Origin of the sequence: Nostoc sp. NMS8, assembly GCF_017115045.1 — a bacterium.
In the GTDB taxonomy this organism is placed as follows: domain Bacteria; phylum Cyanobacteriota; class Cyanobacteriia; order Cyanobacteriales; family Nostocaceae; genus Nostoc.
Genome location: NZ_JABXKK010000113.1, coordinates 1 through 25,206, shown reverse-complemented (window position 1 = coordinate 25,206; position 25,206 = coordinate 1). Strand labels below are relative to the sequence as shown.

Below are 25,206 nucleotides of genomic sequence, written 5' to 3'. Positions count from 1 at the left end.
GTTAGGAGTTAGGAGTTATTAATTTTTAACTCATAACTACTCACTTTTTTTATTTACCCAGCAACCTCTGTCGTACCCCTTCAGCAATCTTGTGACCTAGATATTCAGGAATGAGGCTTTCATTCGGCCCCAACAAGTAGAGAATTAGCCGTGTACGCCCGCGCCAAACCAGTAAATTGGCATTGACTACCAAAAGGTCTTCTTGCCAGATGGCGTACATCACTTTGTAGAATAATCCTGGTTGATTATCGGCTTCAATCACTAGGGCCGGGAGATGAAAGACCGGATCGACATAGAACTCAGTTTGTACCTGCTCTAAACCAGTATCAAGATTGAATTCTACTGCCAGCATCTCTTCTACCTCAAACCGACCTCCTAAAGCCTCGCGAATGGCACGACAGACATTTTCTGCGGTTTTCTCGGTCAAGGCTTTACTACCACGAGACACCAATAGTTTGATAAAAACTAACATTGGTGGACGGATTTGACCGTATAGACTTAGACCGTGGATAGTCAACCCATAAGCTGCCAGTACACCAAAAATATCGCTGAGGAGAAAAGACTGGTTGCGATAAGCAAAATGCAGGGCACTTTTGCTACCTTCCGGTTTCAGTTCAATAACAGCGCGTCTAGTTTTATAGAGACGGTAGGCTAGCCGCAAATTTTGCAGTTGAATTTCACTGCTGACGAATTGCTCATAAAACTGGGGAAACGCTCGGTTAAAGCGCTTTAGGAGTTCCAGTGTAGAAGATTTTAAACCAGAAGCCATTGTTAAGGGTAAAACTCGCTTGCTTTCGTCACCTGGGGACTGGGTGTTGGGTGTTGGGGATTGGGGACTTGGGACTGGGAACTGGTGACTGGGAACTTGGAACTTGGGAGTGAGGACTGGGAGACAAGGGAGAATAACTAATCCCTAATCCCCAATGTCGCATACCCAATCCTTTGTATACAATACACTCCTAAGCTAACGTGCATTTAAGCACTATACGAGCAATTGCCAGGATTAGGTTTTTCCATTCTGAATTTTGAATGCGTGAATTTTGAATTACTTATATCCTTCCCTTTTTGTGAATTTCCCCTACCCTTTACAACAAAATGCTAAAGTTGAAAATGATTGGTGTGAAACACGCTCTAACTCGCTGTTACCATTGCAAATCCCGAAAGCAACCGAAAAACTTTGAGTGTAAGGGGTAGTCAATGGCGATCGCTATGTTAAACGTGAATCAACGCTCTTAAGAGTGGAAACCAATTCAGTTATACTACCCGAACCACGTTGGCATGGGTTTTTGGAAAACTTGGTTTAGTACTCCTGAATCTGTAGCGGCAACTAGGACAAACTCTTTTGAAGAGCATACAGTGGGAACTGCGGGCAATTCCAGCCCCAGTAGCATTAGCGAAGCTTCTTCAAAGGAGGCTCGGATCGTCTTTAGTACGGAACGAGACATTGACCTATATGAGCTAGAAGAACTCTGTGATGCAGTTGGTTGGTCACGTCGTCCTCTAAGAAAAGTAAAAAAAGCTATTGAGCATAGTTTTCTCGTCGCCTCAATGTGGCAGGTGAGAGGAAACCAAAAGCGGCTCATTGGTTTTGCCCGTGCTACTTCAGATCACGCTTTTAATGCCACTATTTGGGATGTGGTGGTTCACCCAGACTTTCAAAGTCAAGGATTGGGCAAGGCGCTGATGAAATACGTTCTCAAAAAACTTAGAAGTGAGGAAATTAGTAATGTCACTCTCTTCGCTGACCCCCATGTTGTAGATTTCTACCGAACTATGGGGTTTATGGCTGATCCAGAAGGCATCAAAGGTATGTTCTGGTATCCTCACTAGCACTCAATCCAAATAAAACCCGATTAGCACAATCAAATCAGGTATAGTAGTACAAATCTATTATTTTAGTTTGGTTTGACAAGGTTTAGCCGACGAACGAGCAAGTATATCTCTTGTAAAACTAAGTCGGCCGAAAACCCTTGATGATTGTAAGGATGTAATTTAGCTCGTATTTGCAGAATATAAAAAATATTACGCTTATGCTTAATATTCTGATATAATCAAATTAATGCTTTTGTGAAAGCGACGATCACTTTGATGGTTAAGTTAAAACGAAACCAGAAAAGTAGATAGACATAACCGGGATGTAGCGCAGCTTGGTAGCGCGCCTGCTTTGGGAGCAGGATGCCGCAGGTTCAAATCCTGTCATCCCGATTGAATTAATAAATTTAATTAGTATATTTAGCAGCTAGGGCTGACTGAGTAGTTTTTTTTGTTAGGATGTGCAGTTAAATTGCATGTTTTTACGGAGAAAAATAATTTAGGCTGTCTTTCTGTTAGGTTGGCTATTGAAGTCTAATAGGTAAATTTACTTCTTAAGCAGTAATATATTCCTGACACTTAGCTTTGTATAAATTTGAGAATATACTATTAAATCAATCGGAGATGGAACGATTTATTAAGTGATAGCGTCACCCAATCTTAGAAAAAGCCGATAGAATGGCATTTATCGTCTCCAAGCTACCAGAGATGGAGAGGCTTTTCACTCTTTGAAAAGACATATAACAGGCATCTACCGCATTTCGTGGTGAATAGCGAAGCAAAACTCAGAAAAATAGAACGTTAGCACAGCCAGTTTGTGAAAACGATACCATAGCAAGCCTAAATAGTTGAGTAATATTGGATTTTGACCGTTGAGGCTCACTCAAACTCAACGCGCACAATGAATTTTTCACAACTCAAATAGATTGCTATATAACTAAAGCTAGTTGGTGCTGTGCAAATCCAACTGTTTGTTTAATTTAATTAGAATATTGATGCGAGGAGCAGTCATGAAATCATTTATTCGCTTGGGCGCAACATTGAGTATAGCTGGCAGTGTATTTTTCACAGGGCTTTCAGGAATAGGCAATTTACCAGGAATGGGCAATCTAGAGGCGATCGCATTGCCACCAGATCAGGTAGTGAAAAAGCTCCAAGAAGTACCTGTATTCACACTCACCAATCCCAAAGGCGAATTTGTAGTTCTTTCGAGAAGTAACGCATCCAAGCCGATCTCGCAAGTGGGATTTTTTATTAGCAAGCAAGATGCTCAAAAATTCCTGGACAATCGGCTCAAAAAAGAAAATCCCCAGTTGGCAAGCACCCTACAGGTTAGACCCTTGTCCCTGGCAGACTACTACAAAATAGTACAAGAAAGCAAAAAGAAACCCGACTCCGTAATTTATACTTTAGTACCGACGCAACAGCAGGTAGCCTCGGCAACAAGTATGCTAAATCAAAGTGGTAAAAAAGCGGAGCAATTCAACGGTATTCCCTTATTTGTACCCAAATTTAAGAAAGATAATAGCTATCTGACTATTCCCGTGGCCAAAGGCAGTGAGCGCTACATCCCTTTCTTTTTTGAGAAAGAGCAAGCAGTGGCTCTGTTAGACGAATTCAAGAAAGCCGTACCCAAGGAAGCAGATAACACTGAAATTCAGGTGGTGGATCTGTACGGTGTTCTAGAAGCTCTCAATAGCAGCAACGATCCTAGTATCAATAAAATTGTTCTGTATCCATCGCGGGAGTCGATCAACTTTATTCGCTCGCTGGCTCCGAATCAGTCCCCAGCTGCCAAGCCTGCTGCTGCGCCCGGCCCGAAAAAATAACGGTTATGCGCTCCAGGGTTGAGGTATGGGGGAGAAACATCTGATAGTTTCTGGTTTACAACTTTGGCAGTGGCGAAATGCAGCGCTTCAAGCAGCGATCGCCACTGATGTTCCACCAACGGAGGTAGATTGGCTACTTTTAGAGGTGGCTGGCTTAGACCGCTTGGCCCTGCGTTTGGAGTCTTTTAAAAACTGGCCACAAATTCAGCTGCAATTACCGCTAGAAGAGTTAGAACAACTGTGGCAAAGGCGATTAAACGACCGCTTACCAGTGCAGTATATTACGGGAGTTACACCTTGGCGTAATTTTAAAATCACGGTGTCGAGTGCGGTTTTAATTCCCAGACCAGAGACAGAGTGCTTAATTGATTTAGCTAAAGCATCTGCTAGCAATGCTTCAGGAAACTGGGCTGATTTAGGCACTGGGAGTGGAGCGATCGCACTGGGATTAGCAGATGTCTTGCCAAATGCCACAATTCATGCTGTTGATTACAGTGTTGAAGCTTTGGCGATCGCCCAAACCAATGCTGATAATTTGGGTTTTGCTGACCGCATTCGATTTTATCAAGGTTCTTGGTGGGAGCCACTGGCATCGTTAAAAGGTCAGTTCAGTGGTATGGTGTCGAACCCTCCTTACATCCCCACCAGCACCTTACCTACTTTGCAACCGGAAGTAGTTAACCATGAACCGCATCTAGCTTTGGATGGTGGCGCTGATGGCTTAGATTGCATTCGCCATTTGGTAGAAATCTCCCCTAGTTATTTGCAACCTGGCGGCGTGTGGCTAATTGAGATGATGGCTGGACAAGCCGATGCAGTCCAAGAACTTTTGCAAAATCAAGGTAATTATTGCAATATTCAAATTCACGCGGACTTAGCTGGAATTGAACGCTTCGCCCTAGCTTATAGAAGTTAGGGCGAAGCCTTCAATTTGGCTATCTCCATTATTCACGTTTTCCAAAAATTGGATTGTCAATTAGGCATCGTCCGATAAATCGCCGTCTCTACAGGGAATTATTTATCCATCAATTATTTATTGACCGAAAACGACTCATGATACAAGCCCTTAAATTTATTTATGGGGATCATTAATTTTAAATTTTGAATTTTGAATTCGGAGCCAAGCGACGTGACGCAAGTTTATCTCACAGACCTAATAGCTGGCGCACGCGCTGGCTTGTTGGTGAGTTTTCCCACTGATACTGTTCCTGCACTTGCGGCTATACCAGAAAAAGCAGCATTAATTTTTGCGGCGAAGCAACGCAGTCAAGACAAACCTTTGATTTTGATGGCTGCTAGTGCTGAAGATTTGTGGCTATATGTCAAAGGTAGTGAGAATGAGTATAAAGTTTGGCAAGAACTAGCAGATCAATATTGGCCAGGAGGGCTGACATTAGTTTTGCCAGCAAGTCAACACTTACCAAAAGTTATGAACCCTATTGATCCAACGACAATTGGGATTCGAGTACCGAAAAGTGCGATCGCTCAATCTATTTTGGCCCAAACAGGCCCTCTTGCCACCACTAGCGCCAATTTTTCCGGTCAACCGCCTTTGCAAACAATGGCAGAAATTGAGACTCAGTTTCCTCAAGTTCTGACTTTAGCAACAACAGAATGCCAGGGTGAAATGCCGGGGATGGGTATACCTTCCACTGTTGCTAAATGGACAGGTATAAATTGGCTCATTTTACGGCAAGGAGCAATCGAGTTAGAGATTTCGATTGATAACTAGATATAGGTCAATACAATTCAGAATGAGCAACAAAAACTTGTAGAGACGGCGATTTATCGCGTCTGTCTCGAAAACCCAAAATTATTGCCAGCAGCTCTTAACCCAAGCGTATTGAGATATAGGTGGCTATAATGTTGTTTTCGTGGTTTTAACAACAGAGAAATCTGAAACTTTAGCAGGTTAATAATTGCCAGATATGAATTGGAGCAACTGGATATATCTAGGAGTAGGAATAGCTCTAGGTATAGTTTTCCGTCAGTTATTTGGGCTATGGCTACGCCCACCGCAAGCATTGCCTAATGTTTCATCTAGCTCATCCCCAGTCGCGCTATTAGCTGAACAGGATACGCCACCAATATCGCAACAGTTAGAGCAAACGCAGCTGGCATACCTGATGGCAAGGGAGATGAGTTTGTTTAAAGCTGGTTTTTTGGCGCGGACTACTCATGAATTGCGATCGCCTTTTAATGGCCTAATTGGCTTACATCAGTTAATTTTGTCAGATTTATGTGAAAATCCAGCTGAAGAGAGAGAATTTATTGCCCAAGCTTATGAGCGATCGCTAAAACTGCTGAAGCTGATGGATGAAATTCTCAACGTTGCCAGGACTGAACATGGTACCAGTAAATTAGATATTGAACCTAGACCTTTAGCCCAAGTTTTGCAGGAGGTTCATGACTTAACTTATATGCTGGCGGCAAATCGCAATTTTCCCTTGCAATTATTACCCGCCGATCCAGAAATTTATGTTTTGACAGATTATCTTTGGCTCCGCCAAGTATTAATAAGTTTAATAGACACTGCCATTACTCAGATGGAGGAAGGTAGCATCTGTATTTCTAGTAGCACCATACCTACAAATAATCTTATAAATATTTGGCTGGATGTACCAACCCATGCTATGTCTTGGAGCGAGCCGATTGATTTGCTCAAATCTGAATATCTGCCGACCCAGATTGACGAAAAGAACGCTGCTCTTTCTCCAGGAATGAGGCTATTAATGAATCAGACTTTGGTGGAAGTTATGGGAGGAAAGTTGGAAATTCTGCCTTCTACCATTGTGAAGGAACCACTTCAGCAATTTACCAGACTACAAATATCTATCCCCCTAGCGAGTAGTGCTGAGTAGTAGAGACAAAATCTTGTCTCTTGACCAAAACAGTGCTGAGTGCTGAGTAACTCGGAAAGAAGTAAAAAGTAAAACTAATTGCACTCAGCACATAGGGTCACAAGCCCCTAAATTTATCTATGAAAAAAATAAAATATTTTTTAAGGGGACTCGACATGCTATGAAAAAATACGTCCTTGTTTCAATCCCCTAGTTTTAACTATGGGGTTGTACTCAGCACTCAGCACTACTGAATACTTACGACTACAAAAATTCTTATACTCAGTACTCAGCACTCATTGCTCGGAACTATTTCGGTGATTCCTGAAGCTGAACTTCTGTAGCAGCAACAAAAACACGGTTAGCTAGGTTGTGTAGCACCATCGTAGTGGTAGTGTTGGGTTGAAAACCAATTTTTTCGTAGAAACCCTGCTGGTGAGTAGTCATCAGGTAAACACGCTCAACAAACCTCATTCGGGGATGATTTAAAACGGTTTCTACTAAATTGCTGCCCAACCCACTATGTTGATACTCTGGATGAATCACAACATCCCAAATTGTGGCGCGATATATGCCATCAGATGTTGCTCTGGCAAAGCCAATGAGTCGATCGCGAAGGCAAACGGAAATGACTGGCTCACTGTTGGCAATAGCTATTCCTAAATCCTCAATACTGCGTCCCTTTGCCCAGAAAGCGGAAACATTTAACAGTTCTTGGAGTTGGTAAAGGTCAATTTCAGACTTGCGATCGCTAAACTGAATTTGAAGATCGTTCATGTATGGCATCCACTTCTGGCACTATCTTTGTATATTTAAGTCATATTTTGCTAGAAATTGCTGTACGTGTCTATGTATATGCAACGATAAAGAAAATTTAGCGACAAACCCACTTCCATAAAGGATGAGTTGCTCCCTGCTGACGTATCCGATAAACTTGTTTTTCTAAACGTTGTTTTTCCTGCTGTGGTAGTCCGAGTAGAATATTCCGACTTTGCCAAACTAAAACCGCAGCAGTCATCCCCAGACAAAAGGCTAGACCGAAGGTAGACAGTGGATGATAGAACAGTCCAAATCTCACTGCCACCCAGGTAAAATATTGTTGCCACAGAGCAATTTCTGTACGTAGACCCCACAAGGAGACAGGCGCAATGGTGAGCCATAAACAGCCCACAAACAGCCACCTGCCATATACTGTCAGTTGATGTAGCCTTTGTACTTGTTGAGCAAACGATGGGTCAGATTTCTCAAAGTCTGGAACAGTAGTTAATGGTTCTTCCGGTTGATCCATAGGGGAATAAAATTGCAAGGCGTGGGTGAGACATTCAAAATGCTTTCACCCAATTGTGAAATATACACAAGTTTAACTATCCTGGGAACTGGTAGATGTATCAATCGGCTCTGCATTTTCTAGCACCTGAGATTGACCCCTGCGCTCTCGCCACCAAGCAAGGAGAGTACTGGCGAGGAAAATACTTGAGTATGCACCCATTGTAAATCCAATAATTAAGGCCAGGGCAAAGTTTCTCAGGGTTTCACCACCAAATAGAAACAGAGAAAATAATGTTAGCAAAACGGTTAACGTGGTATTAATCGATCGCGTTAAAGTTTGATTAGTTGCATCATCAACAACTTTGTCAATGTGATCGTTAGGATGTAGATGCAGTATTTCTCGAATGCGATCGTAGATAACCACGGTATCTGTCACCGAGAAACCAGTAATAGTCAAAATAGCAACGACGAAAAGGCTATCAACTTCAATACCTACTACTAATCCTAAGATGGAGAAAACACCCAGCGTAATCAAAACATCATGGAACAAGGCAAGAATTGCAATTACAGCATAGTCCACCTGGAACCGCACACTTAAATAAATAACGATCCCAGCAAAGGAGACAATCAGAGCTAGTAACCCTTGGGAAAATAGCTGACGACCAAGTGTTGGGCCAACGGTATCAATTTGAGTGACTTTCGAGTTAAAGGCTCCAATTTTTTCACTCAAAGCTGTTTGCAACTGGGTGCGTTCATCGACATTTAATGTCTTTGTGCGAATAGATATTCCCTGTTGTTTTTGACCAACAACTTGAATGCTACTATTATTTAGCTTTTGAGCGTCAATTACTTCCCTGACATCAGAAATTTCAATTGGTTGAGCGCAGCTGTTTGGTTGTGTACAATCGCGTTCAAATTGTAGTCGTGTACCACCAACAAAATCTAAACTGGGACGTAGTGGTGCGCCTAGTTGTTGCCAAGAAATCACCATTGCCACGATGCTAACGAGCATCAAGGTGGTAGAAATTGTCCACCAAAGTCTCCGACGTTTGATGACACTAAATTTCATGACTGTACCTCCGCACCAGACTTAATTGACGTTGAGAGATTGGGACAAAACAACTCTGGCTTACGCAAGTTGGGAAATCCCAATGTTAGGAACAGCAGTGTGCGACTACAAGTAATGGCAGTAAACAAATTTACTCCTAACCCTAGTGCCAATGTCAAAGCAAAGCCTTTAACTAAACCTGCTCCTAAGAAAAATAGTGCTGCACAAGAAATTAATGATGTGACATGACTATCTAAAATGCTAGACCAAGCTCGGTAGAATCCTGACTCTACAGAACGATATAAAGTTTTACCAGCACGTAGTTCTTCACGGGTGCGCTCAAAAATCAATACGTTAGCATCAACTGCCATACCGATACTGAGGATAAACCCAGCAATACCAGGGAGAGTTAATGTAATGCCTAGCAAAGCGAAAGTGGCATAGGTCAATAGCGCATAGATAATCAAAGAAAAGTCCGCAATTAACCCTGGTAGTCGGTAGTAAACTAACATGAAAACTAATACTAACAGCAATCCACCAATACCAGCGTAAATACTGCGTTGAATACTATCTTTACCTAAACTTGCCCCGACGGTACGGTTTTCAACTATTTCTACTGGTACGGGTAATGCCCCACCGCGTAGCTGCACACCTAAGTCATTGGCTTGTTGGGCGGTAAACCGTCCTGTAATCACAGCAGAACCACCAGTAATACCAGTGGCGGCAAATTCTATACCCACGGTAGGGGCGCTAATAACTTCATTGTCCAGAAAAACACCAATACTACGCCCAGTACCAGCAAGATTTTTCGTCAAATTGGCAAACAGTTCACCACCCTTTTGGTCGAAGCGAATGGCAACATTCCAGTTGTTACCTTGAGTGGGTTCACCATAGGCATCCTTGAGATATTTACCAATTAGCGGTGGATTGGTGCTTTCAAACAATTCTGCGATCGCTTGATTATTTTTCAGTAAATCTTCTTGATTCTTGACAATTGCCGCTTTATCGGTACTCTTTTTCAACTCTTCTTGCTTGGCTTTCAATTCGGCTCTAGATGCTTGAAAAGCAAGTAGTTGAGTTTCTGTATTCGCCTTTTGGGTACGAAATTCTAACTGTGCTGTACCCCCTAGCACCCGTTCAGCTTGCTCTGGATCATTGACTCCTGGTAGTTGCACCAAGATTTTATCTGAGCTGACTGTTTGGATTACTGGCTCAGAAACACCCAAACCATTAATCCGACCTTCGACAACTTTCTTCACACCTTCCAATTCTCGGTCGGTGATTTTGGGAATTTCCGGTGATGGTTTCACCTGAATTGTGAGCTGTGAACCTCCGCGCAAATCCAGTCCCAGGGGTATCGGAATTGTGGCAATCACCGTAATAGCGGCGATTATCAGGACTAAAATCAAAATTAATAGCGATCGCTGTCTTTGCATACCATAACTCGCAACTGACAAACGCTATAATAGCGCTCTTTTGAGGAGTTATGAGTAAGTATTGGGTACTGGGGATCGGGGATTGGGGATTGGGTATTGGGTATTGGGTATTGTTATTCTTCTCTTGCTCCACCCCAGTCACCAGTCCCCAGTCCCCATTACCCCTTATCCCCAGAGGGGGCCCCACCTTCCCCAATCCCTAGACTCGCAAAGCTACCATTTTTTCCACAGCTTCTACTATTTGCTCTGGTTGGACGATTGTCAGTCGCTCCAGATTGCCGTTATAGGGTGTGGGAATATCTTGGGAAGAAAGCCGCAGTACTGGCGCATCTAATTCATCGAATAAGCGATCGTTTATTGAGGCGATGACTTCTGCTCCAATACCCGCAGTTCGCATGGATTCTTCCACAACAATGACTTTATGGGTTTTACGTATGGATGCACCAATGGTATCAAAATCTAATGGTTTGAGAGATATTAAATCGATAACTTCTGGATCGTATCCTTGTTTTTCAAGAGTTTTTACTGCTTGCACCACATGATGGCGCATCCGCGAGTAAGTAATAATTGTCACATCTTTTCCTGGACGGACAATTTCTGCTTTATCCAGAGGTAGTAAATATTCTTCTTCTGGTAAATCTTCTTTTAAGTTGTAAAGCAGAACGTGTTCAAAGAACAACACCGGATTATCATTGCGGATAGCGGATTTCAGTAGTCCTTTGGCGTTTCTTGGCGTGGAGCAGGCAACAATTTTCAACCCTGGCACAGCTTGAAAGTAAGTTTCTAATCGTTGGGAATGTTCTGCGCCTAGCTGTCTTCCCACACCGCCAGGGCCGCGAATTACCATCGGAATTTTAAAGTTACCGCCAGAGGTATAGCGTAGCATTCCGGCGTTGTTGGCTATTTGGTTGAAGGCGAGCAATAAAAAGCCCATATTCATGCCTTCAATGATGGGACGCAAGCCAGTCATCGCAGCTCCCACGGCCATGCCTGTAAAGCTATTTTCAGCAATGGGGGTGTCTAGAACGCGGAGTTCGCCATATTTTTGGTACAGGTCTTTGGTAACTTTATAGGAACCGCCGTAGTGTCCAACATCTTCACCGAGAACGAATACGCTGGAGTCACGCGCCATTTCTTCGTCAATGGCTTCCCGTAAGGCGTTGAAGAATAGTGTTTCTGCCATTTAGACCTTTTAGTACGATTATGGTTTTAGAATTTTATCGTGCCGCTGTCGTAAATACAGTGAGCGATCGCACTAGTTAGAGTTTAAGTTATTTAAACGAATCGCCCCAAGGTAGAGCGAGTAATTGCCATCAGGTGAATTCCTGTTTGTGTGGAGTCCGCCTGGGCGGACTTAAGTTTGTGTCGCTGCGATTAGAAATTGCCAGGTATATTTGCTCTAGTCAAGTAACCACATCTCATTAGAACTATCAGGATACTCATTTGGTTGATTTTGTGGTTGATTTTGAGCTAGTGTTTCCGATGACCGATGTGATTTCTTGTAGTTAAGTGGATTGTAGTGGTCTTTTACTGGTTTGATCGCACTAGTCTCTTTGACAGCTACAGCAAGTTGAGATTTTTCTTCTGCTGTTTGTTTTAAAGCCTTAATTTCTTCTATCAGCTGGGAGTTTGCTTCTGCAAGTTGCAGTGCTGTTTTTTTGGTTTCGTCCAGTTCTTTTGTTAGTTGTTCTAGTAATGATTTTTGCTCTGATGTAAAGGTTTTTTGTTTAGATAATTTTGATTGCAAATCAGTAATTTCTTGTCCTAGAGATGCTTCTTTTTTGTGGCTTGTTTCTAGATTACCTGTCAATTCTTTGACAGTTGCTTCTAAATCAGCTTTGGTGGGACTTGTGCGCTTAGTAGAAGTTGGCTCAAGTGGTTGTCCTAACGATTCTTCATCAGATGAAACCTCTTCTTCGGCAACTTTTTCGGCTGTAACTTCGATCGCAGATTCACCTTCTGGGGGTGTAAATTTTTGCGCCTCTTCTTGTAGTAAGTCAGAGAGACTTTGTTTCCTAGCCATTATTCTTTTCTCCAATCACGCTGTAATTCATCAGCTGCACGGCGGTAGTCTAATTCCGCCTCCCGTGCGTTTCCTCCTCGCCATTGAGTAATCGCTACACCTTCTAGTCCTGCTCGTTCATGAGCTTTATAAGCACGGATAAAGGTATTACAAGTAGGAATACCTAAGCGAGTGAGAGTGTTTTTTGCTTCTTGCGCTTCCCCAAGACTGCGCGTATCGACTTTGGTGAGCAATACCCGATGGGGGGTTCCCACGGGGATGACGGCTTCCTTGACTGTTTCCACGAGGATTGCTAAATCCATTGCGGCTGGGGGTGTAGGCAAAACTAGATAATTTGCGATCGCAACTACCGCCACTAATGCTTCAGAGCGCAGGGCGGGAGGTGTATCTACCACTACTAAATCGTAACCTGTTATCTTTGCTAAATCACCTAAAAGTGTGGGATCTGTTTCTTGAGACAAATCAAATCCCATTCCCTGTTGACTGCGCCCAAACCACCAACTAGCAGAACCTTGAATATCTGCGTCAATCAACAGCACCTTTTTTTTCTTCGCAAAGTTTGCAGCCAGATTGACTGCGGTAGTCGTTTTACCGACTCCTCCTTTACCGTTAAGAATAGCGATGATTTTTGGCACTGCTTGCTTCCAATGCTGCCTCTCTTAGTGCTGTTAGCGGATAGCTAAGGTTTAGCCCGTGCTGAGTTAGGAGTGCTGAGTTAGGAGTAGAGCCGCGATTAATCGCTTCTGTACAAGAGTTATTATTATCCTCTTTGTCTTCTTTTCAGTCCCCAGTCTCCAGTCCCTAGTCCCCCATGATGAATATACAGCTTTCTGTAACCTATAAGTAACATGAAAACTCGTAACAATAAAATTCAGAAGCCATTAACTCCACAAAGTCCGATGACAACTACTTACAATCTGCCTGATGGGCCTCAAATACCGCGTTGGCTAAGAATGATCAAGTTTATTAGCCAACCAGTGAAATATGTGGATGATTTTGCCAAAATCTATGGTGACACTTTCACAATCAGGAGTGTTCACTCAGATAACCATCTGGTGTATTTTAGTCAACCCCAAGCACTGGAGCAGATTTTTACTGCTGATTCCAGCCATTTTGAGGTGGGAAGGGGGAACATAGGGCTAAGATTTTTGCTTGGCGATCGCTCCTTCATGTTATCAGATGGCGATCGCCACCAACGGCAACGGCAATTATTAGCTCCACCTTTTCATGGCGAAAGGATGCGGGCTTACGGCGAGGAAATTGGGGAAATCACCCGACAGGTAAGTAATGAATGGCAAATTGGTAAACCTTTTAACATCCGTGAGTCGATGCAAGAAATTACCTTGCGTGTTATTCTGCGGGTTGTATTTGGTTTGAATGAAGGACAGTTGTTTGAAGAACTGAGGCGATCGCTAAGTGACTTACTAGACTTCATTAGTTCGCCGATAATGTCTAGCGCCTTCTTTTTCCGGTTCATGCAAAAAGATTTCGGTGCGTGGAGTCCGTGGGGTTGGGTTCTGCAACAACGGCAAAAAATCGATCGACTGATTTATGCTTTGCTTCGAGAACGTCGGGCTGAATCTGTACAAAATCGCCAAGATATCCTAAGTTTGATGATGGCGGCCCGTTATGACGATGGTCAAGGGATGTCAGATGAAGAATTACACGACGAGTTAATGACGCTGCTAGTTGCGGGACATGAAACTACCGCTTCCACATTGACATGGGCTTTTTACTGGATTGATCGTTTACCAGAGGTGCGTGAGAAGTTGCTAGAAGAACTCACCACCATTGGAGTTAACCCCGATTTGAGTAGTGTCGCTAAATTGCCCTATTTGACAGCAGTTTGCCAAGAAACATTGCGAATTTACCCAATTGTTATGACTGCTTTCCCGCGGATAGTGAAGACCCCAATTACAATTATGGGCTACGAACTGCGAGAGGGAACGCTAATAGTCCCCAGTATTTATTTAGCACATCATCGAGAAGAAGTTTACCCACAATCTAAGCAGTTCAAACCAGAACGCTTTTTAGAAAGACAATATTCACCTTATGAATATTTACCCTTTGGTGGTGGGAATCGTCGCTGTATTGGGATGGCATTTGCTCAGTATGAAATGAAAATCGTCTTGGCAACTATTTTGTCAGAATTTCAAGTATCGTTAGTAAATAAACGTCCTGTACGTCCTGTGCGCCGTGGTTTAACTTTAGCTGCACCCGCCGGAATGCGGATGATTGCAACGCCTCAAGTAAAGCGTGCGAATACGCCAGTACTAGTGTAATATCAAGTTCGCTTGATTACTTATTAAACCTCAAGAACCCCACCCCGCCAAAGCTGGGATTATGCGATTACTTCGCTCTGCTTGTAATGACAATTTCAGGGGTCTATAACCCCTGAAACCCTTGCAGATACCACTTGTGTGTACACTGTAGCCTTTCCAATGGGAGAGTTAGGGTGGGGTAAAACCTTGGTTAATCAGCTATTTCAGACTTGTGTTTACACCGTAGAGCCAGGATTAGGAAAAGTCTATCAAGTTTATTTAATCAAATATGCTGTTCAATCTCAGAATTAACTATTAATCCAGATTGAATCTCTTGCTTGTTAGCGAGTTTTTCATAATGTTCTTTGTCCCGGTATTTAATTGTTCTCATGCGTTGATTTCCAACAATTGCTAAAGGTTCAATATTCGCACTTACAACTGTACCAGCCGCCACAATTGCACCATCTCCAATGGAAACTCCTGGAACAATTAGAACATTTCCGCCAATCCAAACATTGCGACCGATGACAACAGGTTTATGAATGTAGACATTATGTTCATAAGGCAGATCATTACTTTGATAGTCGTGATTTGCAGAGAGGATAATCACGTTAAATCCAATTGTGGTATTGTCGCCAATTGTGATTCCACCACGACCATCTAATAAGACATCTTGGCCGATATAGACTTTATTTCCCAGAGATACATTTTGCGGATGGTCAATTTTAATATCTCGCTTAAATCGCAAACCAGAGCCACAAAATTTTAATTGACTCTTCAGTTCTTGATGCTTGTAGCGCCTGATTTTGGTTTCTAAGTATTCTCCCCATCGTACCAGACGAGGTACTAACCATTGTTCCAACAGTCGCTCTAATTTATTCGTAATTTTATTTTTGATATTTTTCATAAAACCTCACGGAAGTTTAGGAACCCTCTGGCTTTCAACCAAGGAGGAAAAATGACGTGGGTACTTTAGCACCCTTCACATTTATTAGTTTTCCCCAATAAGAGTATTTTCTCCCGTGTGAGTAACGTTTCTCTAAAAGTGGTGTGAGAATGGTAGCTTTGTCAAGGTAAACTAAACATTACGAGTTTTGCTCTCGGAGTTTGGATTCTCAAGATACAACTGTTTGCAAAATCAAAGGGACTAAAGAAGTACCCCAAGAATTGGACTACTATATCAATAGTAAGTTAAATGGAAGCTTTACCCAATAATTGGCAAGATATTCAACCTAATACTGTATATTTTTCAACCAGTGGTCTACTAGTTTCATTTGCAAGTGAACAAATAAAGTTTGCATTAAAATACGATCAAAATGGCAAACATTTAAAAGCCATTGAGAAAGGGCAAGTACCTCCTCGCGGTAATGTGGGGCTAGTGACTTCCCAAGAATCCGGCTACGATTTGAAATCTAAAGTATTAGGGAAAGGTGGCGAACGCCGATTTCATGCACAATTCATTGATGGGATATTACACTTCCCCGGTTTGATCACAGAACATTAAAATCACATAAATATGACAAAACTCGAATTAAGAAATCATCAAGTTTGGCGAGATTTAAGTGAAATATTAGAAAATTTAGATGCTAATGCTCTTGTTAAACAACATCTAGAACTATCTGATTATAAAATATGCGGCTACTGGGATGAACAAGATAAATATTATGAAACAATTACTTTGCCTCGTACACTAAAAGTAAAATTAGTTAGTAGTTCTATTGGCGTTACCCACAAAGAACGCTTTCTACAACTCAAGTTTTTCCTAATGGCTTCTGCTGTTGATGGCACACAGACGGCAAGTAAAAACGCTCAAAATTTAGGTGAATTGGTTCTTATTTACAATGAGAATTTGGAGTTTATTGATGAAAATTGGCTTTTAGATATCGATTCTTCAATGCTTGAGATAAAACTCTGAAGTCTTGAGTAGACAGCACAAGCTGATAGTTAATCACATTCGTAAACTCGCGGAGTTTTTTCATATTTCACCTGCTGCTTTTTTTGAGTTTCTCACGATCGCAGCTACTCCGACTACCAAGCTTATGGCTGTTTTGTATCGCAATTACTGTAAATACTCAATTCGGTAGCCGATAGATAATCACTTTTCCTTTCCAATTTTCTTCTACAAATACCAGATACTCACCATTGGAACGCCGAAAAGCACGGATACCATAGGGTATATCAATCCAGCCACTTTCGCTGCCAACTTCTGGGCCTGGTTTTAACTTTTGTACTTCCACTCCTGTTGTGGCATTGTAGACGTATACCTCTGCGGTTTTAACTGTCACGGCAAATACATTGTCTCCCGCCACACTCATTGCAGCTGTAGATACTTCCCGCTTACCATCACTGTCGTAAGGAATCACAATTCGCCACTTGGGAGTACGATTACCTTGACTCCAATTATCAAAACGGACAATCTCAGATCCAGCTACTCCTGTATCGTCACCGAAGGCGGGGTGATCTACTGTAAAACCTGACAAATACATCGTATCTGTTTGAGGGAAATATTCGATCCGCCGCAAGTCGTTAAATATTTTGGGAGTAGCTTGCTTTTCCATCGAACTATAGCTGTAGATGGGGTTGCCTTTAGGATCTATTCCCTGTAAAGGATAGTGTCGAATGCCATCTTCTGTTCGCAAAGCTTTCCAAACATCTCCTTTGCTGTCTACCCACCAGCCACCAAGATGAGGATAATCTTTGCTGCGATCGTATTCGTTCTTTTCAAATTTGCCATTACCGTTGTGATCGCGCCAGATCCATTCTCCTTGTTCTGGTTGATGCGGTGGCCAATTTCCGCTAAGAAATGGTTTATCTGCACCATTAGTACCGACAAACATTCCGGCTGGTATGGCAATTTGGCCATCTGTGGCTGGATTAAAACGATATATTTGCAGAAAGCTGTTATACATATCTGTAAGGAACAAAAACGGCTTCCCTTGAATGCGGCGAACAAAGGTTCCATCTGGGGATGTATGCAGCCGTGGATCTTGAGGATATTTGAAAGCATTTAAGGTATAGGCTTTGTAAGTCCATTGGTTACCAGCAGGCTTACTGTAGTCCATCAAATAGTGTTCTTGTTTGGTGAATAAATCTACACCATCAGTTTTAGGATCGGCATCTGCATTATCGACGAATATTAATCCTAGCGATCGCCATATCAACTTACCCGATGGCGAAAATTTCCGCAAATCTGTTCCTGATTTGTTGAAACCATTACTATTTATATAGATATTACCTGAAGTATCTGTACCGACTCCAGTAAGTCCATAAAGTTTCAAATCTCGAACTTCACCAGGAATTCCTGTATAGATACCACCCTTACTGCCAAAACTACCCACCTGCATCGGCTGGTTTTTGATGTCATAAATTAACATTTGCTGACGCGGGCCATTTTCTGCCACTAACAACTTACCTTCACGATCAATTGCGATCGCTGTTGGTTCAACAATATCTGCAATTTGTTGAGGTAATTGCTTTCCACTCTGGGAATAATGTAAAATTTTGGCAGGATTATTACCATTTTTACTTTGAATAATCCACAGATTTTTTTGTGGATCAATAGTTATTGCTCCCGGATTAGCAATGGTAAAGCTGCGGAGTTCCTTCATCGTATTAGTATCATAGACACGAATCCGGTTAGCAGCAAAATCACTCACATACAACTCGCTTTCCACAGTTGCTAATCCAGTGACTTCGCTTTTAGTACTGGTAATCAACATACTTTTATCCCAGCCACGTCCATTAGGAAACGGTGCAGGTTTTCCTGACAAGTCATAGCGTCTAACGCAATACCAAGTTGTTCCTTCCGGTGGGTAATCTTCATTTGTTTTACCCCTCGAACCTTGAGTCATGGCAATGTAAATATATTTACTATTTACTGTTACAGCTTTGCCACCGCCACGACTCCAACCGTGAGTATCACCAATGGCACCAATAACCTTACTATCCTTATATATTCCTGCCTCCATTCCCGCCTCATCCCAATGACTGTTAGTATAAACTGTGCCATCAGGAGCAACATACATTGCCTCAATATTGTTTTGTACTCGCAGATTACCGCTACCAAAAGTATTACCTATCCACGATGTTTTGTATGCAGGCGTGGATGTTGCAGTATTGTTTTGTACCAGCAGATTTTTATTGGCAGTAATATTATTTATCCATGATGTTTTGTATGTAAGTGTGGGTGTTTTAGTCGTGGCCCAGTCTGTTGTTATTCCCAGGGTAGTAACAATGACTCCAACAGCAAGACTGAGTAAAAAATTGAAAGTTTTACTTCTTTGTAAATATCTAGTTTTAGATAATTTCTGGATCTGCTGACTGAGCTTTCCTAACTGGAACAATAATTTATTTTTCATATAGTTTTAAACTTTTAATTATTTATATACAATCATTTTTTATCAAATCCGCACGAAACATAACTATTTTTAACTGAATAAAATTAAAGTTATGTAAAAACAGGAAATCTGATAATGCATTGAATAAAAAATAAACACACTTGAAAAATAATATTTATATAAACTTCATAAAAGCAACATGATTATTTAATTTGTCCAAAAATATTTTTTCATGTATTAATGGTTACTTACTTTTAAATAAAGATAGTCAAAAATAATACAAAATTCTGAAAAAGTTATTAATGTATAGTGGTTTATCCTTCTCACTGTCTAGCATTCACGTTTCTTGATTGGTTAGTATCATATTTGTCATAGTCGGTGTTATCTGGTTAATAAAAACACAAATTTTTATTCCTTGTTGACGTTGATATATAAATAGTTTATAAATTGGTGTTCTACAAAAGAATTTTATTCTTAGTATGTATTTGTAAATTTTAGTAGTTCAGATTGAGATACAACAAGCTGTAGGGGCAACTCATAAATTGCCTCTACTGTTTTAATATATTTTATAGGAGACATCTCGATGGCAGGTAATAAAGAAAAAAGTTTTAATTCCGCATCTGCATCTATTACCACCCTTGGATTAGGCTGGTTTCCCAAAAGTCCTGGAGGACTAGAAAGATATATTTATGAACTAACTCATAAATTAGCCGCAAATCAAGACCAAATTGAATTATGTGGAGTTGGTCTACCAGAAGATGAACTAAATTCAAAAATTAAGCTAACTAACTTGGCGAGTCCTGATAGTGCTATTTGGCAAAGATTATGGTCAATTCGCACTAATTTTCAGAAAACAAGAACTAGCAAACCAGATGCTATTAATTTGCACTTTGCATTATATAGCTTTCCTCTTTTAGATATTTTACCAAAGGGAGTACCAGTTACTTTTAACTTTCATGGCCCTTGGGCTTCTGAAAGTCAGCAAGAGGTAGTTAATAAAAATCTTAGTCTTTTAATCAAGCACTGGTTAATAGAACAAAACACTTATAATCGCTGCGATCGCTTCATTGTTTTGAGCAAAGCATTTGGTAAAATATTACATCAAAAATATCAAGTACCGTGGAGCAAAATTAATGTTATTCCTGGTGGAGTTGATATTAATTGGTTTCAACCAAATTTATCACCCCAAGAGGCTTGTACAAAGCTAGGCTGGCCTACTAATCGCCGAATTATATTTACATCACGTCGCTTAGTACATCGAACCGGAGTTGACAAATTATTGCAAGCACTAGCTATAATTAAGCCCAGAATACCAGATGTTTGGCTTGCGATCGCAGGTCGCGGTCACATCCAAGCTGCACTACAACAACAGGCTACAGAATTAGGACTAGACGACAACGTTAAATTTTTAGGTTTTCTCCCTGATGAGCAATTACCTATAGCTTACCAAGCTGCTAAATTGACTATAATGCCTAGTCAATCTTTTGAAGGATTTGGATTAGTAATAGTTGAATCTCTAGCCTGTGGTACTCCTGTTTTATGTACTCCAGTTGGGGGAATGCCAGAAATTTTATCAGAATTTTCACCTGATTTAATTACTGCTTCAATAGAAGCCTCAGCTATTGCAGCAAAATTAGAGCAAGTACTTTTGGGAAATATCGCCACACCATCACGAGAAGCCTGCCGCCAGTATGCTACCAAACACTTTGATTGGAATCAAATTGCCCTGCAAGTGCGGGATGTTTTATTAAATTAAAGAAGTAAAGACGGTCGGTCAATTTTGTATAAACGTGTTGGTGTAAAAGGGCAAAGCCCAGTAACATTTCACGTTTCTACTGAATAGTATTATATTATAAGGAAAATTAATGAAAATTCTTTTTTTAGATCAAAGTGGCAAACCAGGCGGTGCCGAATTATGTTTAATAGATATTGCTAAACCTTATGGCGATCGCGCTTTAGTCGGTTTATTTGCAGATGGCCCATTTAAAGATTTACTACAGCAAAATAATATTCCGGTAGAAGTTCTCGCAACTCAAGCAATCCAAGTTCGCAAAGAAAGCAGTTTGCTACAAGGATTCAAGAGTATCGGACAACTTGCACCTCTGATTACTAAGGTAGTTAAAAAAGCCCGTAAATACGATCTAATCTATGCCAACACCCAAAAAGCATTAGTTGTAGGAGCATTAGCAAGTTTTTTTAGTCGTCGTCCTCTAGTCTATCATTTACATGATATTCTTTCCAAAGAACATTTTAGTCAAACTAATCTTCGCATTGCTATTAATTTAGCTAACCGTTTTGCATCACTAGTAATTGCTAATTCTCAAGCTAGTAAAACAGCCTTTGTACAAGCAGGAGGAAGGCAAAATATTATTGAAGTTATCTATAATAGCTTTGATCCAAAAACTTATCAAGTTGATGAATCTGATATTAATAAATTACAGCAACAGTTAGAATTGCAAGGAAAATTTGTTGTTGGACACTTTAGCCGTCTTGCACCTTGGAAAGGGCAGCATATTTTAATTGATGCCCTTGCTAAATGTCCGCCAGAAGTGACAGTAATTTTAGTTGGTGATGCACTATTTGGCGAACAAGAGTATGTCCAAGATTTACACCAACAAGTTACCCAACTGGGACTAGAAAACCGCGTCAAGTTTTTAGGATTTCGTTCTGATATTCCCCAGTTAATGGCAGCTTGTAACTTAGTAGCACATACCTCTACTTCTCCAGAACCCTTTGGTAGAGTAATTGTTGAGGCGATGCTATGCGGAAAACCTGTCGTTGCAGCCAAAGCTGGGGGTGTAATGGAATTAGTAGAACATGGACTTAATGGTTTTCTAGTCACACCAGGAGAACCCGAAGAACTAGCACAAGTAATAATTACTTGTCTTCAAGAGACAGAAATAACTGCAACTATAGCTAATAATGCCAGGACTACGGCTAGTCTGCGTTTTGATGTTGCAACTATTAATCAGCAAATTGCCCAACTGCTGTCCCACAGATTATAGTAGTTTACTTCATTAATTTTAAGGGTTGTATTATATACTAATTATCAAGCAATGTGGACTTGATGAGTCTATGAACAGATAGGCGATCGCACGCTGAGATTTGAATGCATGAGCAAGAAGAATGCAAAATTTAGAATTTTGCATTCTTCTTTAATTTGATCTAGCGATCGCATCGAAAGAAGTTGGCAGGATAAATTTAGTATGTTCTTTTGTAATCAGAAGCGCGACAAACAAGCTATGCTACCGAAGTAGCTTGTTTGTTGATTGCCTCTAAGTTTTGAAGATCCTAAAGAGCCAGGCTTAAGTATTGGTTATTCTTTCCAGTCACCACTCTCTCCTTATGAAAAACTTATTTCTTAAAATATCTTAAGCCGTTACGGTCTTGATATTTGTTGATATACTCTACATTCTGTTGCTCTAATTTTGACAGCAATTTAGGTGAAAATTCTTCTGGTGAATATATAGGACGATACCAAGATTGGTTATCAAAGTAATTTTGTAATTCAGGAGTGTTAAAACGGCGACCATAAATTGCAAAAATCGAATTTCGCATAATATCTAGTTCAAAACTGTTCTTACCATTCAAATCTGCATCAGTTACAAGTCTTTTGGAAAGCCAGAAATAATTGTTGAGAGTCGGGGTATCAACTGGCGGTATTGATGTAGTTGAAAAAGGTATAGATTGAATAGGAACAGATGGGGGAGTTGGTGTAAATTTGGGAGTTTCTATCACTGGGCTGGTGATAGTTGAGGGTGTTTCTGAAGGTAATACCACTTTGTCTGCTATGGGTTGAGAAGATTTTGGTAACACTTGAGTAATAATCACAGATGCACCGATTAGCCCACCTGCAACTAAAGCACCGATGAGAATACCATTTGGTTGATTACTTTGAGGAGTAGGCTGCGGCTTGACAGGTAGCGTCTGAGGCGGGGGTGCAGAGACTACAGTCGGTTGAGTCAAGAGGGGTTGTGTCGGTGGAATTGGATTTGCTATGCTCTGCAAAGTATCTAGCATTCCTCTGGCTGTAGGGTAGCGATCGCGTGGATGATATGCGATCGCTTTATCAATAACTCCTGCCATAATTGGGCTAACATGACTCGCATACTGTCGCCACACAATTTCACCCGTTTGGGAATCGGTTTCTAGTTGTTGCGCCTGTCTCCCAGTCAGCAAATAAATTACCGTCATTCCTAAACTGTATAAATCACTAGAAAAAACTGGTCTACCTGCGGCTTGTTCACTCGGCATATAGCCAGGTGTACCAATTACAATCGAACTAGTAGGATTGCCTTGAGAATTTACTACTGTTCCCATCGATTCCCGTATAGCGCCAAAATCAATCAGCACTGGTTTACCGTCTCGATGGCGCACAATGATATTATCCGGTTTAATATCGCGGTGAACGATATGCTTGGAGTGAACGTAATCTAGGACGGGTAATAAATTCATGAATAATTCCTGAACAGCACCTTCACTAAATAGCCCCTGCTTCTGGACTTTTCCAGTTAGGGTATCGCCCTCAATCCACTCCTGAACTAAGTAAAATTGTCCGCTTGAGGAGAAGTAGGCATACAATGCCGGAATTTGCTCATTTGCACCACCGAGTTCTTCTAAAATAGCTGCTTCGCGTTGAAATCTCTCTTGCACCAACTGGTAAATTTGGGGATTGTTGTGAATCGGTCTTAGCTGTTTAACCACACAATGGCGCTTTGAAGGCATATAGGTGTCTTCAGCTAGATAGGTTTCACCAAACCCACCAGCGCCCAATGTGCGGATAACTTGATAGCGATCGTTCAGCAGTTGTATTGTCATAGGAGATTAGAAGCGATATTCATAAGATAGTTTTCCCCAAAACTACCTTCATTTCAAATCTAGTAAACCTTCTTCCTTCAATTTAGGATTGAAGCGAATTTGCATTTGCAAACCGCGTACTTCTAGCAATTGCGCTGAAATTTCTGCTTCTACTCTCCGTGCAACATTTTTAAGAACTTTTATTTGTGCTAATTCATCATTAGCTGGATTTTGATATTTTGCCTGTTCTTCAGGTGTCATTACTACTTTGACATCAATGGGATGAGTCCATTTTTCCTTGTTATCCCCATTGCCCCAGGGCACACTGCCATTTTCAGCAATCCAAGCATTTTCAGTATTTTCTAAAATTGTGCGACTAGGGCGTTCAATAGTTTGAACTTTTACCCAATAGCATTGCTGTGCCTGGCGGACTAAATGCTGCTTAAGGCTGAGATAAACATCACGAGAGTATCCTACAAATTGCAGCGCTTTTTCTTGGTCAAAAATAGCATATACACCAATTTTACCCTGAAATTGTTCGGGTAGTTGGCCGCGATCGTCAATATAAGGAATGTATTCTAGAACTGCTAAAGAAGAAAGATTCGTTTCAGAAGCCATATATCAAATATTAAACTTACTATTTGCCTTCATAATTGAGAATTGCTAATTAGGGAAAAATCATCTTGAAAATTAAGCATTATCCAATTTTTGGTAAATTGCACAAAGGCGACTGGGTTGAAAAATCTTAGCACTGAACATGAAATTTGGTGGCACGTTAATAATGGCATATTCATCAGATTCATGATATTTTTCAAATTCTGCTGGCATTCCTTTTGTGGTAGTTAAGCTGTAAGGAACTGGCTGGAAAAGTAATTCTGTAAATTTAAGTTGCTCACATCCCAACTGTTGGCAAATTTGGTTCAAGAAAGCAACACTGGTCAACAAATTAAATAGAGTTTCTTGAGCTTGTGCTTCAAGAGTGAAACTGCCATCAAAGCTATGAACTATTTTAAGTGACATTTTTTGTATTAATAGCTAGTTATTAACGACTAAGTGATATAGAGATAAGTAACATATTACACATGGTTATCCAAAAGGGTTAGGCAACTAAGTCTACCTTTTTGTGTAGATGTGTTTGGTGAAAAATCACAACTTTAAATGTTCAGCCTATTAGATTGTAAGACTTCTCTCCGCTACACAAGGAAGCTGGCATACTTAATAGTCGTAAAGTTTAACAAATTTTCAAGCACAGTTGATTTCTGCTTAACCCTGTGCTGAAAAAACAAGCCTAATTCTCTGAAACATAATTAAGTTCTGGGGGTCAGCAAGATCCATTTTGGCACTTTCTTGTGACGCGATCGCCATATCTAAATCTAAATTTAGTTTTAGAAGTTAAAATCTTTCTTTATCTAGTCTATTTTTCGGTAAATACTTTAATCTAATGTGGCATGAATGCTGGGATAAACAAAAACCCCCTAGCTGTTATGAGAGCTAGGGGGTTTTAGTTTGTAAGAATAAACCTGGCATCGAGCTATTTTTGCGTAGGGCTACCCC

At 40.9% G+C, this 25,206-nt stretch carries 23 protein-coding genes and 1 tRNA gene; 11 read left to right on the top strand and 13 right to left on the bottom strand.

Translation table 11 applies throughout. The features are described 5' to 3' along the window. Window positions 1-49: 49 nt before the first annotated feature. Window positions 50-769 (bottom strand): hypothetical protein, encoded by a 720-nt coding sequence (locus tag HWQ39_RS30130; protein WP_012410214.1) that lies wholly within the window; start codon window positions 767-769, stop codon window positions 50-52. A 509-nt stretch (window positions 770-1,278) separates the two neighbouring features. Here HWQ39_RS30130 and HWQ39_RS30125 point away from each other — a divergent pair. From HWQ39_RS30125 to HWQ39_RS30100, 6 genes are all read left to right on the top strand, one after another. Continuing rightward, on the top strand, window positions 1,279-1,830 hold the full coding sequence (locus tag HWQ39_RS30125; RefSeq protein ID WP_292853566.1) for a GNAT family N-acetyltransferase: 552 nt from the start codon (window positions 1,279-1,281) through the stop codon (window positions 1,828-1,830). 301 nt (window positions 1,831-2,131) lie between these two features. Beyond that, a tRNA-Pro gene (locus HWQ39_RS30120) sits at window positions 2,132-2,205 on the top strand. Between the two features lie 617 nt (window positions 2,206-2,822). After that, window positions 2,823-3,641 (top strand): Tic22 family protein, encoded by an 819-nt coding sequence (locus tag HWQ39_RS30115; RefSeq protein WP_292853564.1) that lies wholly within the window; start codon window positions 2,823-2,825, stop codon window positions 3,639-3,641. 25 nt (window positions 3,642-3,666) lie between these two features. Beyond that, the gene (gene prmC / locus HWQ39_RS30110) at window positions 3,667-4,557 is read left to right on the top strand and encodes a peptide chain release factor N(5)-glutamine methyltransferase (RefSeq protein WP_292853561.1); all 891 of its coding nucleotides are present in this window, start codon (window positions 3,667-3,669) and stop codon (window positions 4,555-4,557) included. A gap of 213 nt (window positions 4,558-4,770) precedes the next feature. Continuing rightward, window positions 4,771-5,373, top strand: coding sequence for an L-threonylcarbamoyladenylate synthase (locus HWQ39_RS30105; protein ID WP_292853559.1), 603 nt, complete (start codon window positions 4,771-4,773; stop codon window positions 5,371-5,373). A gap of 196 nt (window positions 5,374-5,569) precedes the next feature. Next, window positions 5,570-6,502, top strand: a complete 933-nt coding sequence (locus tag HWQ39_RS30100; protein ID WP_292853754.1) for a HAMP domain-containing sensor histidine kinase — start codon at window positions 5,570-5,572, stop codon at window positions 6,500-6,502. Window positions 6,503-6,790: 288 nt separating this feature from the next. Here HWQ39_RS30100 and HWQ39_RS30095 read toward each other — a convergent pair whose 3' ends face one another. From HWQ39_RS30095 to HWQ39_RS30065, 7 genes are all read right to left on the bottom strand, one after another. Beyond that, window positions 6,791-7,258 (bottom strand): GNAT family N-acetyltransferase, encoded by a 468-nt coding sequence (locus HWQ39_RS30095; protein ID WP_292853557.1) that lies wholly within the window; start codon window positions 7,256-7,258, stop codon window positions 6,791-6,793. Window positions 7,259-7,355: 97 nt separating this feature from the next. Next, complete coding sequence (locus tag HWQ39_RS30090; protein ID WP_292853555.1) at window positions 7,356-7,769, bottom strand: hypothetical protein; 414 nt, start codon at window positions 7,767-7,769, stop codon at window positions 7,356-7,358. A gap of 72 nt (window positions 7,770-7,841) precedes the next feature. Continuing rightward, window positions 7,842-8,819 (bottom strand): protein translocase subunit SecF, encoded by a 978-nt coding sequence (secF, locus tag HWQ39_RS30085; RefSeq protein ID WP_292853553.1) that lies wholly within the window; start codon window positions 8,817-8,819, stop codon window positions 7,842-7,844. Further along, a complete protein-coding gene (gene secD, locus HWQ39_RS30080) occupies window positions 8,816-10,234 on the bottom strand; it encodes a protein translocase subunit SecD (RefSeq protein ID WP_292853753.1) in 1,419 nt (472 codons plus the stop codon). The genes secF and secD overlap by 4 nt, the downstream gene beginning before the upstream one ends. A 199-nt stretch (window positions 10,235-10,433) precedes the next feature. Next, window positions 10,434-11,417 (bottom strand): alpha-ketoacid dehydrogenase subunit beta, encoded by a 984-nt coding sequence (locus tag HWQ39_RS30075; RefSeq protein WP_179067556.1) that lies wholly within the window; start codon window positions 11,415-11,417, stop codon window positions 10,434-10,436. A 216-nt stretch (window positions 11,418-11,633) separates the two neighbouring features. After that, window positions 11,634-12,257: a hypothetical protein gene (locus tag HWQ39_RS30070; protein ID WP_292853550.1), complete on the bottom strand. Its 624-nt coding sequence runs from the start codon at window positions 12,255-12,257 to the stop codon at window positions 11,634-11,636. Further along, a complete protein-coding gene (locus HWQ39_RS30065) occupies window positions 12,257-12,892 on the bottom strand; it encodes a ParA family protein (protein ID WP_292853548.1) in 636 nt (211 codons plus the stop codon). The genes HWQ39_RS30070 and HWQ39_RS30065 overlap by 1 nt, the downstream gene beginning before the upstream one ends. Before the next feature lie 264 nt (window positions 12,893-13,156). Here HWQ39_RS30065 and HWQ39_RS30060 point away from each other — a divergent pair, with 264 nt between their 5' ends. Continuing rightward, on the top strand, window positions 13,157-14,539 hold the full coding sequence (locus tag HWQ39_RS30060) for a cytochrome P450 (RefSeq protein ID WP_292853752.1): 1,383 nt from the start codon (window positions 13,157-13,159) through the stop codon (window positions 14,537-14,539). A gap of 262 nt (window positions 14,540-14,801) precedes the next feature. Here the strand turns inward: HWQ39_RS30060 and HWQ39_RS30055 are convergent, their stop codons facing one another. Beyond that, entirely contained in the window at window positions 14,802-15,425 is a 624-nt protein-coding gene (locus tag HWQ39_RS30055; protein WP_292853546.1) for an acyltransferase, read from the bottom strand. 288 nt (window positions 15,426-15,713) lie between these two features. On the opposite strand from HWQ39_RS30055, the gene HWQ39_RS30050 reads away from it, so the two are divergent. Beyond that, the gene (locus HWQ39_RS30050; RefSeq protein ID WP_292853544.1) at window positions 15,714-16,022 is read left to right on the top strand and encodes a hypothetical protein; all 309 of its coding nucleotides are present in this window, start codon (window positions 15,714-15,716) and stop codon (window positions 16,020-16,022) included. A gap of 12 nt (window positions 16,023-16,034) precedes the next feature. After that, window positions 16,035-16,433: a hypothetical protein gene (locus HWQ39_RS30045; protein ID WP_292853542.1), complete on the top strand. Its 399-nt coding sequence runs from the start codon at window positions 16,035-16,037 to the stop codon at window positions 16,431-16,433. Between the two features lie 157 nt (window positions 16,434-16,590). Here HWQ39_RS30045 and HWQ39_RS30040 read toward each other — a convergent pair whose 3' ends face one another. Next, on the bottom strand, window positions 16,591-18,876 hold the full coding sequence (locus HWQ39_RS30040; RefSeq protein WP_292853540.1) for a hypothetical protein: 2,286 nt from the start codon (window positions 18,874-18,876) through the stop codon (window positions 16,591-16,593). A gap of 562 nt (window positions 18,877-19,438) precedes the next feature. Between HWQ39_RS30040 and HWQ39_RS30035 the strand changes: the two genes are divergently transcribed. Together HWQ39_RS30035 and HWQ39_RS30030 are read left to right on the top strand one after the other, a co-directional pair. Next, window positions 19,439-20,611: a glycosyltransferase family 4 protein gene (locus HWQ39_RS30035; RefSeq protein WP_292853538.1), complete on the top strand. Its 1,173-nt coding sequence runs from the start codon at window positions 19,439-19,441 to the stop codon at window positions 20,609-20,611. A gap of 109 nt (window positions 20,612-20,720) precedes the next feature. After that, a complete protein-coding gene (locus tag HWQ39_RS30030; RefSeq protein ID WP_292853536.1) occupies window positions 20,721-21,860 on the top strand; it encodes a glycosyltransferase family 4 protein in 1,140 nt (379 codons plus the stop codon). A gap of 349 nt (window positions 21,861-22,209) precedes the next feature. Here HWQ39_RS30030 and HWQ39_RS30025 read toward each other — a convergent pair whose 3' ends face one another. From HWQ39_RS30025 to HWQ39_RS30015, 3 genes are all read right to left on the bottom strand, one after another. After that, the gene (locus HWQ39_RS30025; protein WP_292853534.1) at window positions 22,210-23,673 is read right to left on the bottom strand and encodes a YARHG domain-containing protein; all 1,464 of its coding nucleotides are present in this window, start codon (window positions 23,671-23,673) and stop codon (window positions 22,210-22,212) included. Between the two features lie 48 nt (window positions 23,674-23,721). Beyond that, window positions 23,722-24,270, bottom strand: a complete 549-nt coding sequence (locus HWQ39_RS30020; RefSeq protein ID WP_292853532.1) for a GIY-YIG nuclease family protein — start codon at window positions 24,268-24,270, stop codon at window positions 23,722-23,724. Window positions 24,271-24,342: 72 nt separating this feature from the next. Further along, on the bottom strand, window positions 24,343-24,672 hold the full coding sequence (locus HWQ39_RS30015; RefSeq protein ID WP_292853530.1) for a hypothetical protein: 330 nt from the start codon (window positions 24,670-24,672) through the stop codon (window positions 24,343-24,345). Window positions 24,673-25,206 lie beyond the last annotated feature (534 nt).